The following is a 15,354-nucleotide window of genomic DNA, read 5'->3' as shown; positions in this document are numbered from 1 at the left end:
GGGTGCGGCCGGGCAGTAGCCTGCGGCCGGGTGCGGCCGGTCAGTAGCCTGGGGTCATGACCGACCCCGCCAACGCCCTGCCGCTCGACGAGACCTCGCGCGCGGCGCTCGCCGCCCAGGGGCTCGAGTACGCGGTCGTGCCGACCGGCGAGGAGGCCGTCCAGGGCAGCCCCGAGGCCGCGGCGCACGAGCGCTGGCTGCAGGCGTACCACCGCGGCTTCCACTTCGAGGGCCTCAGCCCCGAGCAGCTCGTCGAGTACCGCGCAGCGCTGGCCGCACCCCGGACGGTCGGGGTGTGGGATGCGACGACGGCCGAGCCGGAGCATCCGGTCGCCACGGTCGCCTCGTGGCGGTCGCCGCTGAGCATGGGCGAGGGCGGCATGGGCGAGGGCGAGGCAGGCGTGGGCCGCGAGCTCGAGGGCTGGGCGATCAGCCTCGTCTCGGTGGCGGCGACGCATCGGCGCCGCGGCATCGCGAACGCGCTGCTCGAGGGCGAGCTGCGGGCCGCGCACGCTGCGGGCATCCCGATGGCGATGCTCACCGTGTCGGAGGCCACCATCTACGGGCGCTGGGGCTTCGGCCCCGCGACGAGCGTCGCCGAACTGCGCGTCGACACCCGCGGGCTGCGCTTCACGGGGCCAGCGCCGCAGGGCCGCGTGCACCAGGTGAGCACGCCGAGCCTGCGCCCGATCGCTCCCGAGCTGGCGCGTCGCGCCGCCGTGCGCCGAGGTGGCGATGTGCCGCAGCGTCCGCTGCACTGGGACCGCCTGCTCGGGCTCTCCACCCGCACCGCCGGGCGCGCGAACGCCCTGCGCGCGGTGCGCTACGACGACGCCGACGGCACGCCCCAGGGCTTCGCCGTGTACTCCCTCGCCGGCAACCCGCGCGACTTCGCCGACCACACCCTCGCGGTCGAGTACCTCTGCGCGGCGACCGACGACGCGCTTGCCGCCTTGTGGCGCTGCCTGCTCGACCAAGACCTGGTCACGGCGGTGACGGCCCCGATGCGCCCGATCGACGACCCGTTGCCGTGGATGCTCACCAACCCCCGCGCGGTCGCTACCGCCGCGCGCACCGACCACCTGTGGCTGCGCATCCTCGACGTGCCCGCCGCGCTCACCGCGCGCCGCTACGCGGCGGCCGACACCCTGCTGCTGCGCGTCAGCGATCCGCTCGGCTTCGCCGCCGGCGCGTGGATGCTCACGACGGGCCCCGACGGTGCCGCGACCGTGGCATCCGATCCTGACGAGCACGGTGGGTGGGAGCACGGGGCCGTCGTCGACCTGGGCGTGGCCGAGCTCGGCTCGCTGCTGCTCGGCGGTGTCTCGGCCGACACCCTGCGTGCGGCGGGGCGCCTCACCGAGGGCACGCCGGGCGCCGCGCAGCGCTTCGACGCCGTGCTGCGCGTGCCGCGCGCGCCGTTCCTCAGCTACTGGTTCTGAGTTCGACCCTCCCAGCCAATCCACAGGGGCGATACGCTCGCAGCACGTTCCACCCCTGACCCCTTGGAGGCATCGTGGCCCGCTTGTGGACTGTTCATGGAGACGGCAAGACCGTCGCACCCGGGGCGATCGTCGCCCCCGAGGAGCGGCTCAGCTGGCCGCGCACGATCGGCTTCGGCCTGCAGCACGTCGTCGCGATGTTCGGGGCGACCTTCCTCGTGCCGATCCTCACCGGCTTCCCGCCGTCGACGACGCTGCTGTTCTCCGGCATCGGCACGATCCTCTTCCTCCTCATCACCCAGAACCGGCTGCCGAGCTACCTCGGCTCGTCGTTCGCGTTCATCGCGCCGATCCAGGCCGCCTCGATGTCGGAGGGCCGCGAGGTCGCCCTCGGCGGCGTGCTCGTCGTCGGCCTGTCGCTCGCGCTCGTGGGCATCCTCGTGCACGTCGTCGGCACCGGCTGGATCCACCGGCTGCTGCCGCCGGTCGTCGCCGGCACGATCGTCGCCCTCATCGGCTTCAACCTCGCCCCCGCCGCGAAGAGCGGCTTCCAGGCCTCGCCGCTGACGGCCGTCGTGACGCTCGTCGCGGTGATCCTCGTCGCCGTCCTGTTCCGCGGCATCATCGGCCGGCTGTCGATCATCATCGGCGTCGTCGTCGGCTACCTCTTCGCGCTCGCGCGCGGCGAGGTCGACTTCAGCGGTCTCGAGGGCGCGGCTGCGGTCGGCCTGCCCGAGTTCACGCTGCCGGTACTCGGCGTCGAATACCTCGGCACCTACCTCGCCTTCCTGCCCGTCGTGCTCGCGCTCGTCGCCGAGAACGTGGGCCATGTGAAGGGCGTCGGGTTCCTCGCCAAGCGCGACCTCGACCCGCTCACCGGCCGCGCCCTGTTCGCCGACGGCCTTGCCACGACGATCGCGGCGATCGGCGGCGGTTCGGCGACCACCACCTACGGTGAGAACATCGGCGTCATGTCGAGCACGCGCGTGTTCTCGACCGCGGCCTACTGGGTCGCCGCGATCACCGCGATCGTGCTGAGCCTCTCGCCGTGGTTCGGGCAGTTCCTGTTCACGGTGCCCGCGGGCGTGATCGGCGGTGTCACGACGGCCCTGTACGGCCTCATCGGCATCATCGGCGTGCGCATGTGGGTCGACGCGAAGGTCGACTTCTCGAAGCCGAAGAACCAGTTCACGGCCGCGATCGCGCTCATCATCGCGATCGCCGACTTCACGGTGTTCGACGCGGCGGGCGGCGTGCTGTTCAGCGGCATCGTGCTCGGCACGATCGCCGCGCTCGTCGTGTACCACTCGATGGATCTGCTCGGTCGCCTGCGCAAGACCGACGTCGCCGACGAGCCGGTCGCGGCCAGCGCCGACTAGCGACGGCCGCTGCTGCGGCTACGCGGCCAGCCCGCGGCGCTGCAGCAGCGGCTCGATCTCGGCGTCGCGCCCGCGGAAGGCGCGGTAGGCCTCGAGCGGGTCGCCCGCGCCGCCGAGCCCGAGCACGTACTTCCTAAAGCGGTCGCCGTTGGCGCGCGTGAGCCCGCCGTTCTGCTCGAACCACTGCACGGTGTCGGCGTCGAGCACCTCGCTCCAGATGTAGCTGTAGTAGCCGGCGTCGTAGCCGCCCGAGAAGGTATGGGCGAAGTACGTCGAGCTGTAGCGGGTGGGCACCGCCGGGTTGTCGAGCCCCACGCGCGCGAGGGCCTCGGCTTCGAAGGCGGCGACATCCGTCACGGCGGCGGCCTCGGCGGCGCTGAGCGTGTGCCAGGCCTGGTCGAGCAGCGCCGCGGCGAGGTACTCGCTCGTCGCGAAGCCCTCGCCCCACAGCTGCGCCGCCCGCACGCGCTCGAGCACCTCGGCGGGGATCGGCTCCCCCGTCTCGTGGTGCACGGCGTAGTCGTTCACGATCTCGGGCCAGAGCATCCACATCTCGTTGACCTGGCTGGGGAACTCGACGAAGTCGCGGTACACGTTCGTGCCGGTGAACCGCGGGTAGGTGACGTGCGCGAAGAGCCCGTGCAGCGCGTGGCCGAACTCGTGGAAGAACGTGTTGACCTCGTCGTAGGTGAGCAGGGTCGGCTCGCCCGCGGCGGGCTTGGGCACATTGAGGTTGTTGACGACGACCGTCGGATGCCCGAGCAGCGCGTTCTGCCCGATCAGCTCGTTCATCCACGCGCCGCCGCGCTTGCTGTCGCGGGTGTACAGGTCGAGCAGGTAGAGCCCGAGCTCGGAGCCATCCTCGTTGCGCACCTCGAACACCCGCACCTCCGGGTGGTAGCCCTGCAGATCCGTCCGCTCGGTGAAGGTGATCCCAAAGACCTTCGTGGCAGCGGCGAAGACTCCGCGCCACAGCACGCGCTCGGCCTCGAAGTAGGGGCGCAGCTCGCCCAGGTCGACGTCGTACTCGGCCTTGCGCACCTTCTCGCTGTAGTGCGCCCAGTCGTGGGCGGCGATCGGGTGACCGGCGAGGGCCTCGAGCTTGGCCTGCTCGGCGGCGGCGTTGCGGGCCGCGGCGGGGGCGAGGCGCTCGAGCATGGCGGCGACCCGCTCGGGGGTCTTGGCGGTCTGGTCGGCGGTGACGAAGGCGGCGTGGTTGGCGAAGCCGAGCAGCTCGGCGCGCTCGGCGCGCAGGCGCGCGATCTCGAGCAGCACGGGCCGGTTGTCGTGCTCGCCGGCACGCGAGCCGCGGGCGCGCGAGGCGGCCATGATGCGCTCGCGGGTCGCCCGGTTCGTCAGGCTTTCAAGCCAGGGGTGGCCGGTCGGCAGCACGAGGGTGACCAGGTGCTTCCCCTCGAGTCCGCGGTCGGCGGCGGCCTGCGCGGCGGCGCTGATCTCGCCGGGGGTGAGCCCCGCGAGCTCGGCGGGGTCGTCGATGACGACGGCCAGTTCGTTGGTGTCGGCGAGCAGGTTCTTCTCGAACGCGGTCTCGAGGGTCGAGATGCGGGCGTTGAGCTCGCTCAGTCGCTGCTTCTGCGCCTCATCGAGCCCGGCGCCGGCGAGGGTCATCTCGGTGTAGTGCCGCTCGATCAAGTAGCGCTGCTCGGCCGTCAGGGGTAGTAACTCGCGCTGATCGTGCAGCTGGGCGATGCGCCAGTAGAGCGCGGCGTCGAGCTTGATCGCGTCGGTGTGCGCGGCGAGCTTCGGGGCGAGCTCGGCCTCGAGCGCGTTCGTGGTGTCGTTCGAGTCGGCCGAGGCCTTGTTGTAGAAGACCCGCAGCACGCGGGTCAGAAGCTGTCCGCTCTGCTCGAGCGGCACCATCGTGTTCTCGAAGGTCGGCATGTCGCGGCGTCGCGTAATGGTCTGGATCTCGGCGAGCTGCTCGGCCATGCCCTGCTCGATGGCGGGCGCGTAGTGCTCGTCGCGGATCTCCGCGAAGGGGGGCAGCTGGTAGGGGAGGGTGCTCGGCGCGAGGAACGGGTTCGACATGTCTCGACCCTAGCGCCCGGAATGCAAAGGACTCATTGCAAAAGAGTCATTGCAAAAGACACATTGCAAAGAAGTACTTGCAAAGAAGTCTTTGCATCGCTATCGTGGTCGTCATGGGACACCACCAGGACGAGCTCGAGGGTCGCGCCGCCGACCTCGACGGCCTCAAGGCGCTCGCGCACCCGCTGCGCGTCCAGATCATCGAGGCGCTGTCGACCTACGGCGAGCAGACCGCCAGCGGCCTCGCCGAGCGGCTCGGCGAGTCGAGCGGTGCCACCAGCTACCACCTCCGCCAGCTCGAGAAGCACGGCTACGTGCGCGAGGTCGCCGACCGCGGCACCGGGCGCGAGCGGTGGTGGGAGCGCGTTCCCGGGCCCATCCACCTCGGCAGCCCCGAGCTCGACGCCACCGAGGCCGGGCGCGCCGCATCCCGCGTCATCATGCGCGAGTGGCTGCACCACCGCGAGGCCGGCCTGCGCGATGTCATCGAGCGTGGCCACGAGGCGCTCAGCCCCGAATGGCGCGACGCCCTCGCGCTGCAGTCGGCGAGCATGCACGTCACCGCCGCGCAACTCGACGAGCTCAACCACCAGATCGTCGACCTCATCATCGGGTTCGCCCGTGAGCACCGCGGCCAGCGCGTGCCCGGCTCGCGACCCGTGCACGTGCAGTACTACGCCTACCCCGTGCTCGATGGCGTCGAGATCCCTCTCGACGCATCAGCAGGCGACGCCGCGACCGGCACCGCCACCACCAGCACCGCCACCACCGCCCCTGTCTCAACCCCGAAGGAGGGCTGATCATGACCACGATCACGCTCACCGTGCCCGGCTGCGCTCCCCGCGAATCGCGACTGCGCCGCCTCGCACTCACCGCCGGCCTTGCCCTCGTGCGCTGGGCCCACCAGCGCCCGGAGCGCGTGCTGCGCCGCGCGCAGCTCACCCACGAGCAGCAGGCGCTGCGGCTGGCCACGGAGCGGGCGATTGCCCAGCAGGCTTCCAGCCGCTGTTATGGAATCGCCCAGTAGATTCGCCCCAGGTCGCGCCCCCGGTGCGACCGCCCCGAGCCCGACACCCCGCGTTCAGCGACGCAATGCACCGGTGCACCACGGATGATCCGAGCATCCGCACCGGGCGGGAGCTACGCCCCGCACCTCCCGTCGCTCAGCGCGGGGTGTCGCCGTTGTCCGTCACGACCGTGCCGTCGTTCGCGACGCGGATGACCGTGCCGTCGTCGAGCTCGACAACCGGTCGCCCCTCCAACCACGTGAGGGTCCAGCGCCACATCGTGGTGTCGCGGCCGAGCAGCTCGCCCTCCACGGCGCGCACGGCCGCCCGCACCTCCGGGCTCAGGCGTGCCGGCGGTTCGCCGCCGACGCTCCAACGGGTTCCGAGCTGCATGGTCAGACCTCCCACTCGTAGGTGACCCAGCTCGTGCGGGTCGCCAGCCGGTCGTAGACGCCCTGTGCGCGCGTGTTGTCGGCGGCGGTGATCCAGCGGATCGTGCCGCCTCCGTGCGATCGCGCGTGCGCGGCGATCGCCTCGAGCAGGGCGGTGCCCGCACCCGAGCCGCGCACGGCGGGCTCGGTGTACAGGTCGTCGAGGTACCAGCCGGGGCCGGCCGTGAACGTGTCGGGCTGCTCGCGCAGGTGCGCGAACCCCACGAGTGCGCCGTCGCGCTCGGCGACGAGGCAGACCAGCGGGTGCCCCGCATCCATCAGCCACGCCCACACGCCGTCGAGCACGGCGTCATCGAAGGCGGTCTCGTAGAACACGCCGTACGCGGTGAACAGTTCGCGCCAGCGCTGGTGGTCGCGCGGCTCGATCGCGCGCACGACGACGCCGGTAGCGGATGCGGAGCTCATGCCGTCAGTCTGCCGCAGCGTCGCTGCCGCGGCCGAGAGCCGCGCGGCTCACGCCTCGGGCAGCTCGCCGAGCTCGATCTCGACCACGGCGACCTCGTCGGCCGGCGTGAACGAGAGCGAGGCGATGCGCCCGACGGCGGCGAGGTCGGCGGCCGCGTGCTCGAGCAGCGCGGGGCCGGCGATGACGGCGCGGGTGACCGGGGTCTTCTGCGAGGCCTTCGCGTCGGTCTTGGCGCGGCGGATGCCGATGAGCGCCTCCGACACGAGCGGCAGCAGGCCGCCGTGCTGAGCATCCACGCCGAGCTCGGCGACGGTCGGCCACGGCGCGCGGTGCACCGACGCCGTGGCACCGCTGCCCGCGTGCGTCCAGCTCCAGACCTCCTCGCACGCGAACGGCAGCACCGGCGCGAGCAGGCGCACGAACACGTCGATGGCGAGCTGCAGTGCGGCGACCGCGCTCGCCTGGCCGTCGGCGCCCTGCGAGCCGTAGGCGCGCTCCTTCACCAGCTCGAGGTAGTCGTCGGTGAAGGTCCAGAAGAACTGCTCGGTCACCTCCAGCGCGCGGGCGTGGTCGTACTCCTCGTACGCGCGCGTCGCGGTCGCGACCACCTCGCCGAGGGTGGCGAGCATGTCGATGTCGAGCGGCTCGGTCACCGCATCCGTGCCCGAAGCGGCCCCGGCCGGGGCCTCGAAGCTGTAGACGAACTTGGCGGCGTTGAGCACCTTGATGGCCAGGCGGCGGCCGATCTTCATCTGCTTCGGGTTCTGCGGGTCGAAGGCCGCGTCGGTGCCGAGGCGCGATGAGGCCGCCCAGTAGCGCACCGCGTCGCTGCCGTGCTCGTCGAGCATGGCAGCGGGGGTGACGACGTTGCCCTTCGACTTCGACATCTTCTTGCGGTCGGGGTCGACGATGAAGCCCGAGATGCCGGCGTGCTTCCACGGCACCGTGCCATGCTCGAGCTCGGCGCGCAGCACCGTCGAGAACAGCCAGGTTCGGATGATGTCCTGCCCCTGGCTGCGCAGGTCGTAGGGGAAGACCAGGCCGAAGAGCTCGGGGTCGTCCTCCCACTTGCCGGCGATCTGCGGGGTCAGCGACGAGGTCGCCCAGGTGTCCATGATGTCGACCTCCCCGGCGAAGCCGTTCGCCTGCCCGCGCTGGCTCTCGTCGAAGCCGGGGGCGGGCATCGAGGCCGGGTCGACCGGCAGCATGTCCTCCGACGGCACGATCGGGTCGCCGGTGGGCTCGCCGTTCTCGTCGAGGCGGTACCAGACCGGAATCGGCACGCCGAAGAAGCGCTGCCGCGAGATCAGCCAGTCGCCCGACAGGCCGCCGACCCAGTTCTCGTAGCGCACCCGCATGAAGTCGGGGTGGAACTCCACCTCGCGGCCGCGCTCGAGCAGGCGCGCGTTGAGCGCCTCGTCGCGGGCGCCGTTGGCGATGTACCACTGGCGGGTGGTGACGATCTCGAGCGGCTTGTCGCCCTTCTCGAAGAACTTCACCGGATGCGTGATCGCACGGGGCTCGCCGATCAGGTCGCCCGACTCGCGCAGCAGCTCGACGACGCGGGCCTTCGCACTGAACACGGTCTTGCCGGCCAGCTCGGCGTACACCTCGGCCGCGGCACCCTCGATGCCCTGCGGGGCCTCGGCGAGAATACGGCCGTCCTTGCCGAGGATGGGGCGCATCGGCAGGTCGAGCTCGCGCCACCAGACGACGTCGGTCACGTCGCCGAACGTGCAGACCATGGCGATGCCCGAACCCTTGTCCTGCTGCGCCAGGTGGTGGGCCACCACCGGAACCTCGACGCCGAACAGCGGGGTGCGCACGGTGGTTCCGAACAGCGGCTGGTAGCGGGGGTCATCGGGATGCGCCACCAGCGCCACGCAGGCGGGGATCAGCTCCGGGCGCGTCGTCTCGATGTCGACCGTGCTGCCGTCGGGCGCGTGGAAGCTGACGCGGTGGAAGGCGCCGGGCATCTCCTTGTCCTCCAGCTCGGCCTGCGCGACGGCGGTGCGGAAGGTGACGTCCCACAGTGTGGGCGCGTCGGCGCGGTAGGCCTCACCGCGGGCGAGGTTGCGCAGGAAGGCGCGCTGGGCGACCCGCTGCGCCTCGTCGCCGATGGTGCGGTAGGTCTGGCTCCAGTCGACGCTGAGGCCGAGCGTGCGCCACAGGTCTTCGAACTGCTTCTCGTCCTCGACGGTCAGCCGCTCGCACAGCTCGATGAAGTTGCGGCGGCTGATCGGCACCTGGTCGGCGGCCTTGCCGCTGGCGTTGTCGCCCCCCTCGAACGGCGGCGTGAAATCGGGCTCGTAGGGCAGCGCCGGGTCGCAGCGCACGCCGTAGTAGTTCTGCACGCGGCGCTCGGTGGGCAGGCCGTTGTCGTCCCAGCCCATCGGGTAGAAGAGGTTCTTGCCGCGCATGCGCTGGAACCGCGCGGCGAGGTCCATGTGCGTGTAGCTGAAGACGTGGCCGATGTGCAGCGAGCCCGAGGCGGTGGGCGGGGGGGTGTCGATCGCGTAGACCGAGTCGGGGCCCGCATCCACGGCCGCCTGGCGGTCGAAGCGGTACGTGCCCAGCTCCTCCCAGACGGGGCCCCACTTGGCTTCGAGACCCTCGAGGGCGGGCTTGTCGGGCAGGCTGGCGTTGCTCATGGCGGGGTCTCGCTTCGGTATGTGCGGCACCGTGTCAACGGGTGCCTGAGTGTGGGAGGTGACACCATGGTAGCGGGCGCTCCTGCGGCCCCGCGGGGGTCTGACCCCCGTTCGGGTGAGGGGACTATCGGCTCGACGACTTCTGCCATAGCCTGACCGGAGTAGCACTCAATAACTGATCTGAAGGACGTACCGATGCGGCGACGCAGCACCACACTTTCCCTGCTGCTCGGCGTCGCCGTGGCGCTCTCCTCCGCGCCGCTGGCGGCGGTCGCCGCTCCGGATGCTCCGCCGGTGCCGCCCAAGCTGCAGGCTCTGCTCGATGCCGACGGCGAGCGTCCCGCGGGCGAGGCCGTGGGTCTCATCGTGCGCTACGCGCCGGGCGTCGCCCCCACGCAGGGTGGCGAGGTGACCGGGGCTGCCCGCGTCGCGGCCGAGCTGACTCCGGGCGAGAACCTCGGCCGCGGGCTCCGCACCGTGGAGTTCGACGAGACCCTCACCGCCGAGCAGGCGCTCGAGGCGGCCGCGCAGCTCGAAGCGTCGCCGCTCGTCGTCGAGGCATTTCCGAACTTCGTCTACCGGGTCGGGGAGGTCGTCGAGACGGCGGGAGACCCTTTCGTTCCCCCCTACTCCTTCCCGAAGACGCAGACCTCGACACCCTGGGGCCTCGGCCGCATCGACCAGGTCTCGGGTTCGCTCGACTACCGCTACACCTACGACACGACCGGCGAGGGTGTGACGGCGTACATCGTCGACACGGGCATACGCCCCGATCACGTCGAGTTCACGGGCCGGCTCGCCCCCGGCTTCAAGCTCTCGAAGTTCACGACCACGGGCGACTGCAACGGGCACGGCACGCATGTCGCCGGCACAGTCGGCGGTACGACGTACGGCGTCGCCAAGAAGGTCACCCTCGTGCCGGTGCGGGTCTTCGGTTGCGACGGCGCCGGTGACTCGGCTGGCATCATCACGGCGCTGAACTGGATCATCGCCGACCATCAGGCGGGGGAGCCCGCGGTCATCAACATGAGCCTCGGAGGGCCGAGGGACCGAAATTTCCCCTTCGACGCCGATCCTGTGAACCTCAAGGTGCAGGAGGCCATCAACGACGGGATCTCGGTCGTTGTCGCTGCTGGCAATAACTCCTACTTCAGCTGTGAGTACAGTCCCGCGAGCGCACCGAATGCGATCACTGTGAACGCCGCCACGAGCGGCAACGATGACGCTGTCTACTCAAATTTCGGTGCCTGCAGCGACCTTTACGCGCCTGGCAGCGCGATCCTGTCGGCGGACAAGGACAGCAGCACCGACAAGAGAACCCTCAGCGGCACCTCGATGGCGACCCCGCACGTCGCCGGTGTCGTGGCGCGCATCCTGAGCCACGAGCCCGACCTCACCCCGGCCGAAGTCACCGCTCGAGTGCTCGGCACCGCTTCCTACTTCGACCCTGGACTCAACCAGGACATCTACGACTACTGCTTCAACTCCAGCGACTACGAGTTCTGCTACTACCCGTACATGGGAGAGGACCCGACGAAGTACCTGAACGCGACGCTTCTGCCGGTCTTCAACCCCCAGCCTGTCCCGACTATCACGGGTTCGCCCGTGGGCGCGTCGACGCTGACCGCGACGGTCGGCTCCTGGTTGCAGACGTCGCCCGAGCCCGATGTCGACCCCCCGCTCACCTACCAGTGGAAGCGCTCGGGCACGGCGATTCCGGGGGCCACCGGCCTCGAGTACACGTTGACCCCGGCTGACGTCGGCAAGACGATCACGTTCACGGTGACGGGCAACGTGCAGGGCTACTCCACGCTCGCGAAGACCTCGACGCCGACGGCGGTCGTCACCCGTCCCGCGCTGACCGCGCCGCAGGCGCTGAGTGTGACCCCACGACCGCGGCAGCTCGACCTTGCCTGGGAGGCTCCCGCCGAGACGGGCGGCACGATCAGTGACTACGTCATCCAGTACCGCTCGACTGCGACCTCGACCTACACGACGCTGTCTGACGGTGTGAGCACGCTGACCTCGGCGACGATCACGGGCCTGAAGGGCGGGTCGTCGTACTATGTGCGGGTCGCGGCCAAAGACGAGTTCGGCACCAGTGCGTACACGCCCGCCGTGCTCGTGAAGGCGCTCACCGGCGTCACGACGGCGCCGACCGGGTTGGCCGCGACGCCGGCGCCGCGCAGCATCCAGCTCAACTGGAGCGCGCCGTCGACGCTCAACGGCGGCACGGTGACCGACTACATCGTGCGGTACCGGGTGACCGGCACGACGACGTGGAAGACGTTCTCCGACGGCGTCAGCACGAACACCACCGCGACGGTCACCGGGCTCTCCGGCAGTCGCAGCTACGAGTTCGCCGTGCAGGCGCGCACCGCCTTCGGCACCAGCTCGTCGGCCACCATCAAGAAGTCGACGCTCTCGGGTCTGCCCACGCGCCCGGCCACCCTGACCGCCACGGCCAGCCGCACGAGCATGGAGCTGGTGTGGGGTCTGCCCGACACCACCAACGGTGGCGGTGATGTGACCGCCTACGTCGTTAAGGTGCGGCGCAGCGGAACGACCACGTGGACGACGGTCGCGACGACCGCTTCTGATGCCTCCAGCATCACGGTGCCCAACCTCGCGCGCGGGGTCTCGTACGAATTCTCCGTCGCGGCGAAGACCACGTACGGCACCGGCTCGGCGGCGACGCTGAAGAAGTCGACCCTCACCGGCCTGCCGTCGGCGGTCGTGGGGTTGACGACGACGCCGTCGCTGACGGGCATGGAGCTCGCCTGGTCGGCTCCGGCGACCACCAACGACGGCGGCTCGGTCACCGACTACGTGATCAGCTACCGCCGCACGGGCACGACGACGTGGACGACCGTCAGCGACGGCGTGAACGACACCACCGGCTTCACGTTCGCCAGCTTGCGGCGGGGAACCTCGTACGAGTTCCGGGTCTCGGCGAAGACGATCTACGGCACGGGCACGTCGACGACGGTCAAGAAGTCGACGTTGACGGGAATCGCATCGGCGCCGACGGCGCTGGCCGCATCCGCCCGCACCGCGAAGACGCTCTCGCTCAGCTGGACGGCCCCGTCGACCACCAACGGCGGCACGATCACCGACTACGTGGTGCGCTACCGGGTGGCCGGCACCACCACCTGGGTGACGTTCGCCGACGGGGTGAGCACCGACACCACGGCGACGATCACGGGTCTTACGCGCCTGCGGTCGTACGACGTGAACGTCTACGCGCGCACGCTTGCCGGCTCGACGGCCCTCGTGGGGTCGAGCACGACCCTGCGCCTCTCGACGCTCTCGGGCGCGCCGGCAGCCCCGACGTTCATCGAGGGTGACACGGGCACCGAGAACATCGCGTTCGACGTGAGCGCTGTGGCTGACCCCGCTTACCCGATCACCGCGTATCGGGTCGAGTACCGCCAGCAGGGCCAGGTGACCTGGCTGGTGGCGCCGCAGTCGCTCACCGGGGCAGGCGGCACCCTCAGTATCAGCGGGCTGACCCCCGGTACTGACTACGAGGTGCGGGCAACGGCCACGAGCGCTGGCGGAACGAGTCCGTACAGCGCCATCTACACCGACCGGACCGCTCCGGCCAGCATCACGCAGTAGCCGCGACGGTCGCGCGGCGCGTTCGGTACGCGCCGCGCGACCGTGCGCTACTGCCGCACGATCTCGACGGTCTTGTGGGTGAGGCGGCCCGCGGCGTCTTCGAGGGTCACGGTGTAGCGCTGGCTCGCCTCCGAGCACTGGTAGTTGAAGGTGTAGGTGGCCGTCGTCGGCACCGACTCGAAGGGCTCGGCCTTCGCGTTGTTCGTGCCGATGCCGAACCAGGCGTTGACCGCGTTCGTGCTGCTCCAGCTCCAGGTGATCGCCACCGAGCTGGAGGTGTCGGGGCAGGGGGCGCGGTTCGGCCCGCTGAAGGTCGCGAAGCTCGGGCTCTGCGGCGGCGGGGGAGGCGGAGCGGCGGTCGCGCTCGGCGAGGCGGCGGGCTCCTCCGAGGGCTCCTCGCTCGGCACCGGCGACTCCGATTCGGTCGGCTCGGGCGTCGCGGTGTCGCTCGTCGTCGGCTCGGGCATCGGGGCGGCGGTGTCCTCGCCGCGGCCGCCCACGAGCACCACGATGAGCACGATGAGCGCGATGAGGATCGCGCCGGCCACCGCGATGAGCGCGATCAGCAGTCCGCGCTTCTGCTTCTCCTCCGGTGTCGCGCCCTCGGCGGGCTCGGCGGACGAGTCGGTGGCGCTGCTGCTCGGCAGGGGGGCGGTCTCGGGCTCCACGGCGCACAGCCTAGGCCCGAGGCCGCACCCCCGGCTAGAGCGGGTTAGGCCGCGGTCTCCGCGACGGCCGGCACCGCATCCGGCGCGTCATCGCGGTCGACCCGGATGCGGATCGCGACGAGCGACGCGACCAGCGTGATGAGCGACATGCCCGCCAGAACGATGGCCGGGTGCCACCAGGCGTTCGCCGTCGCCGCCCCGAGCGCGCCGGTCAACGCGGGCACGAAGCCCGCCACGACGGCCGCGAGGGCGTAGGCGAAGCCGAGCGCCGAGTAGCGGTAGCGCTCGTCGAACAGCTCGGTGAAGATTCCGCCGAGGGCCGCCCAGCTCATCGTCGGCAGGATGCCGCCGATGATCATCATGCCGACCAGGAAGGCGAACGAGGCCTCCTGCAGGAAGTAGTAGATCGGGAACGACACCAGCAGGGTGCCGAGCGCGCCGATCGCCACGACGAGCCCCGAGCCGATGCGCGTCGCCCACGCGCCGAACAGCGGAATCGTCACCAGCTGCAGCAGGCCGCCGATCGTCGTCGCGATCAGTAGCTGGTAGTAGTCGTAGCCGAGCACCGCCGCGCCGTAGTTGATCGTGTACGTGTTCATCAACGAGTACGAGCCGATGCCCAGCAGGGCCACGCCCACGGCGACGACGATCGTCACCGGCTGGGCCCGCAGCAGGGCGGCGAGCGGGATGCGCGGCGCGCGCCCCGCATCCTTCACCGCCGTGAACACCGGCGTCTCGGTGATCGCCAGCCGCAGGTAGAGCGAGACCGCCAGCAGCGGGATCGCCGTCAGGAACGGGATGCGCCAGGCCCACTCGGAGATCTCCTCGCTCGTGAGCGAGAGCGTCAGCCACAGGAAGGCCACGGCCGAGAGGATCGAGCCGATCGGCGAGCCCAGCTGCGGCATCGCGGCGGCGAAGGCGCGCTTGGCGCGGCTCTCGTGCTCGGTCGCGATGAGCACCGCACCGCCCCACTCGCCGCCCAGCGAGACACCCTGCAGCACGCGCAGCAGCACCAGCAGAATCGCGCCGATCCAGCCCGCCTGCTCGTAGGTCGGCAGCACGCCGATCAGACCCGTCGCGATGCCCATCATGGTGATCGTCACGATGAGCGTCGTGCGGCGGCCGATGCGGTCGCCCAGGTGGCCGAAGATGATCGCGCCGAGCGGGCGGATCACGAAGGCGACGCCGATGGTCGCGAGCGCGGCCAGGTTCGCGCCGACCGCCCCGAGCGGCTCGAAGAAGAGCGGCCCGGCGAAGAAGGCCGAGAAGTAGGCGAACAGGTAGAAGTCGTACGACTCCAGGGAGGTCCCGACGAGGGAGGCCCACCGCGCGCGTCGAGCGATGCGGGGGTCGGAGGGGCTCACGGCGACAGCGGTCTCCGTGACGGCCCCGGACGTGGTTGGCGCTTTGCCACGATCGGTGTTGGTCACAAGCACCACAGCGTACTCCGGCGGCCGCGCATTCCCGGCGCGCGCCCAGCGCGCCGACGGCTAGCATGGAGGTATCGACAGCGATCCGGCCATCACCGGGGAGTCCTCGGAAGAACGCGCGGCCCTCGGGCCGGGCAACTAGACCCGAGCGGGGCAGGCCCGTCACAGCCGCAGGGAGAGAGGCGCAGCATCCGTCAGCCAGAGCATGGCGGCGGGGGTGCTGGGCAAGCGGGGTGGTACCGCGGTGGC

The 15,354-nt window shown here is 70.8% G+C and carries 11 protein-coding genes; 5 read left to right on the top strand and 6 right to left on the bottom strand.

Annotation, left to right across the window (positions count from 1 at the left end; all coding sequences use genetic code 11):
* Window positions 1-56: 56 nt before the first annotated feature.
* Together BJ959_RS03085 and BJ959_RS03080 are read left to right on the top strand one after the other, a co-directional pair.
* Entirely contained in the window at window positions 57-1,442 is a 1,386-nt protein-coding gene (locus tag BJ959_RS03085) for a GNAT family N-acetyltransferase (RefSeq protein WP_153981712.1), read from the top strand.
* A 74-nt stretch (window positions 1,443-1,516) separates the two neighbouring features.
* Window positions 1,517-2,821: a solute carrier family 23 protein gene (locus BJ959_RS03080; RefSeq protein ID WP_153981711.1), complete on the top strand. Its 1,305-nt coding sequence runs from the start codon at window positions 1,517-1,519 to the stop codon at window positions 2,819-2,821.
* A gap of 18 nt (window positions 2,822-2,839) precedes the next feature.
* Here the strand turns inward: BJ959_RS03080 and BJ959_RS03075 are convergent, their stop codons facing one another.
* A complete protein-coding gene (locus BJ959_RS03075; protein ID WP_153981710.1) occupies window positions 2,840-4,870 on the bottom strand; it encodes a M3 family metallopeptidase in 2,031 nt (676 codons plus the stop codon).
* A 113-nt stretch (window positions 4,871-4,983) separates the two neighbouring features.
* Between BJ959_RS03075 and BJ959_RS03070 the strand changes: the two genes are divergently transcribed.
* Entirely contained in the window at window positions 4,984-5,670 is a 687-nt protein-coding gene (locus tag BJ959_RS03070; RefSeq protein ID WP_153981709.1) for an ArsR/SmtB family transcription factor, read from the top strand.
* Between the two features lie 2 nt (window positions 5,671-5,672).
* Complete coding sequence (locus tag BJ959_RS03065; protein ID WP_153981708.1) at window positions 5,673-5,897, top strand: hypothetical protein; 225 nt, start codon at window positions 5,673-5,675, stop codon at window positions 5,895-5,897.
* Window positions 5,898-6,033: 136 nt separating this feature from the next.
* On the opposite strand, the gene BJ959_RS03060 is transcribed toward BJ959_RS03065, so the two are convergent.
* The 3 genes from BJ959_RS03060 to valS are packed head-to-tail and all read right to left on the bottom strand — an operon-like array spanning window position 6,034 to window position 9,386.
* A complete protein-coding gene (locus BJ959_RS03060) occupies window positions 6,034-6,270 on the bottom strand; it encodes a hypothetical protein (protein ID WP_153981707.1) in 237 nt (78 codons plus the stop codon).
* 2 nt (window positions 6,271-6,272) lie between these two features.
* The gene (locus BJ959_RS03055) at window positions 6,273-6,734 is read right to left on the bottom strand and encodes a GNAT family N-acetyltransferase (protein WP_153981706.1); all 462 of its coding nucleotides are present in this window, start codon (window positions 6,732-6,734) and stop codon (window positions 6,273-6,275) included.
* 48 nt (window positions 6,735-6,782) lie between these two features.
* On the bottom strand, window positions 6,783-9,386 hold the full coding sequence (gene valS / locus BJ959_RS03050) for a valine--tRNA ligase (protein ID WP_153981705.1): 2,604 nt from the start codon (window positions 9,384-9,386) through the stop codon (window positions 6,783-6,785).
* A gap of 195 nt (window positions 9,387-9,581) precedes the next feature.
* Here valS and BJ959_RS03045 point away from each other — a divergent pair, with 195 nt between their 5' ends.
* Window positions 9,582-13,007 carry a fibronectin type III domain-containing protein gene (locus BJ959_RS03045; protein WP_183321854.1) on the top strand — a complete coding sequence of 1,142 codons (3,426 nt, stop codon included), beginning with the start codon at window positions 9,582-9,584 and terminating at the stop codon, window positions 13,005-13,007.
* A 47-nt stretch (window positions 13,008-13,054) separates the two neighbouring features.
* Here the strand turns inward: BJ959_RS03045 and BJ959_RS03040 are convergent, their stop codons facing one another.
* Both BJ959_RS03040 and BJ959_RS03035 read right to left on the bottom strand, forming a co-directional pair.
* Window positions 13,055-13,675: a hypothetical protein gene (locus BJ959_RS03040; RefSeq protein ID WP_153981704.1), complete on the bottom strand. Its 621-nt coding sequence runs from the start codon at window positions 13,673-13,675 to the stop codon at window positions 13,055-13,057.
* 44 nt (window positions 13,676-13,719) lie between these two features.
* Window positions 13,720-15,039 carry an MFS transporter gene (locus tag BJ959_RS03035; protein ID WP_153981703.1) on the bottom strand — a complete coding sequence of 440 codons (1,320 nt, stop codon included), beginning with the start codon at window positions 15,037-15,039 and terminating at the stop codon, window positions 13,720-13,722.
* Window positions 15,040-15,354: the final 315 nt, after the last annotated feature.

Origin of the sequence: Microcella frigidaquae (assembly GCF_014200395.1) — a bacterium.
Lineage (GTDB): Bacteria > Actinomycetota > Actinomycetes > Actinomycetales > Microbacteriaceae > Microcella > Microcella frigidaquae.
Note: the sequence above shows the minus strand (reverse complement) of the source record. Positions and strands in the feature narration are given on the sequence as shown.

Bases quoted from the DNA above. Each gene is read 5' to 3' on its own strand.
- BJ959_RS03055 (WP_153981706.1), bottom strand. From the start codon at position 6,734: ATGAGCTCCGCATCCGCTACCGGCGTCGTCGTGCGCGCGATCGAGCCG.
- valS (WP_153981705.1), bottom strand. From the start codon at position 9,386: ATGAGCAACGCCAGCCTGCCCGACAAGCCCGCCCTCGAGGGTCTCGAA.
- BJ959_RS03075 (WP_153981710.1), bottom strand. From the start codon at position 4,870: ATGTCGAACCCGTTCCTCGCGCCGAGCACCCTCCCCTACCAGCTGCCC.
- BJ959_RS03070 (WP_153981709.1), top strand. From the start codon at position 4,984: ATGGGACACCACCAGGACGAGCTCGAGGGTCGCGCCGCCGACCTCGAC.
- BJ959_RS03065 (WP_153981708.1), top strand. From the start codon at position 5,673: ATGACCACGATCACGCTCACCGTGCCCGGCTGCGCTCCCCGCGAATCG.
- BJ959_RS03045 (WP_183321854.1), top strand. From the start codon at position 9,582: ATGCGGCGACGCAGCACCACACTTTCCCTGCTGCTCGGCGTCGCCGTG.
- BJ959_RS03085 (WP_153981712.1), top strand. From the start codon at position 57: ATGACCGACCCCGCCAACGCCCTGCCGCTCGACGAGACCTCGCGCGCG.
- BJ959_RS03060 (WP_153981707.1), bottom strand. From the start codon at position 6,270: ATGCAGCTCGGAACCCGTTGGAGCGTCGGCGGCGAACCGCCGGCACGC.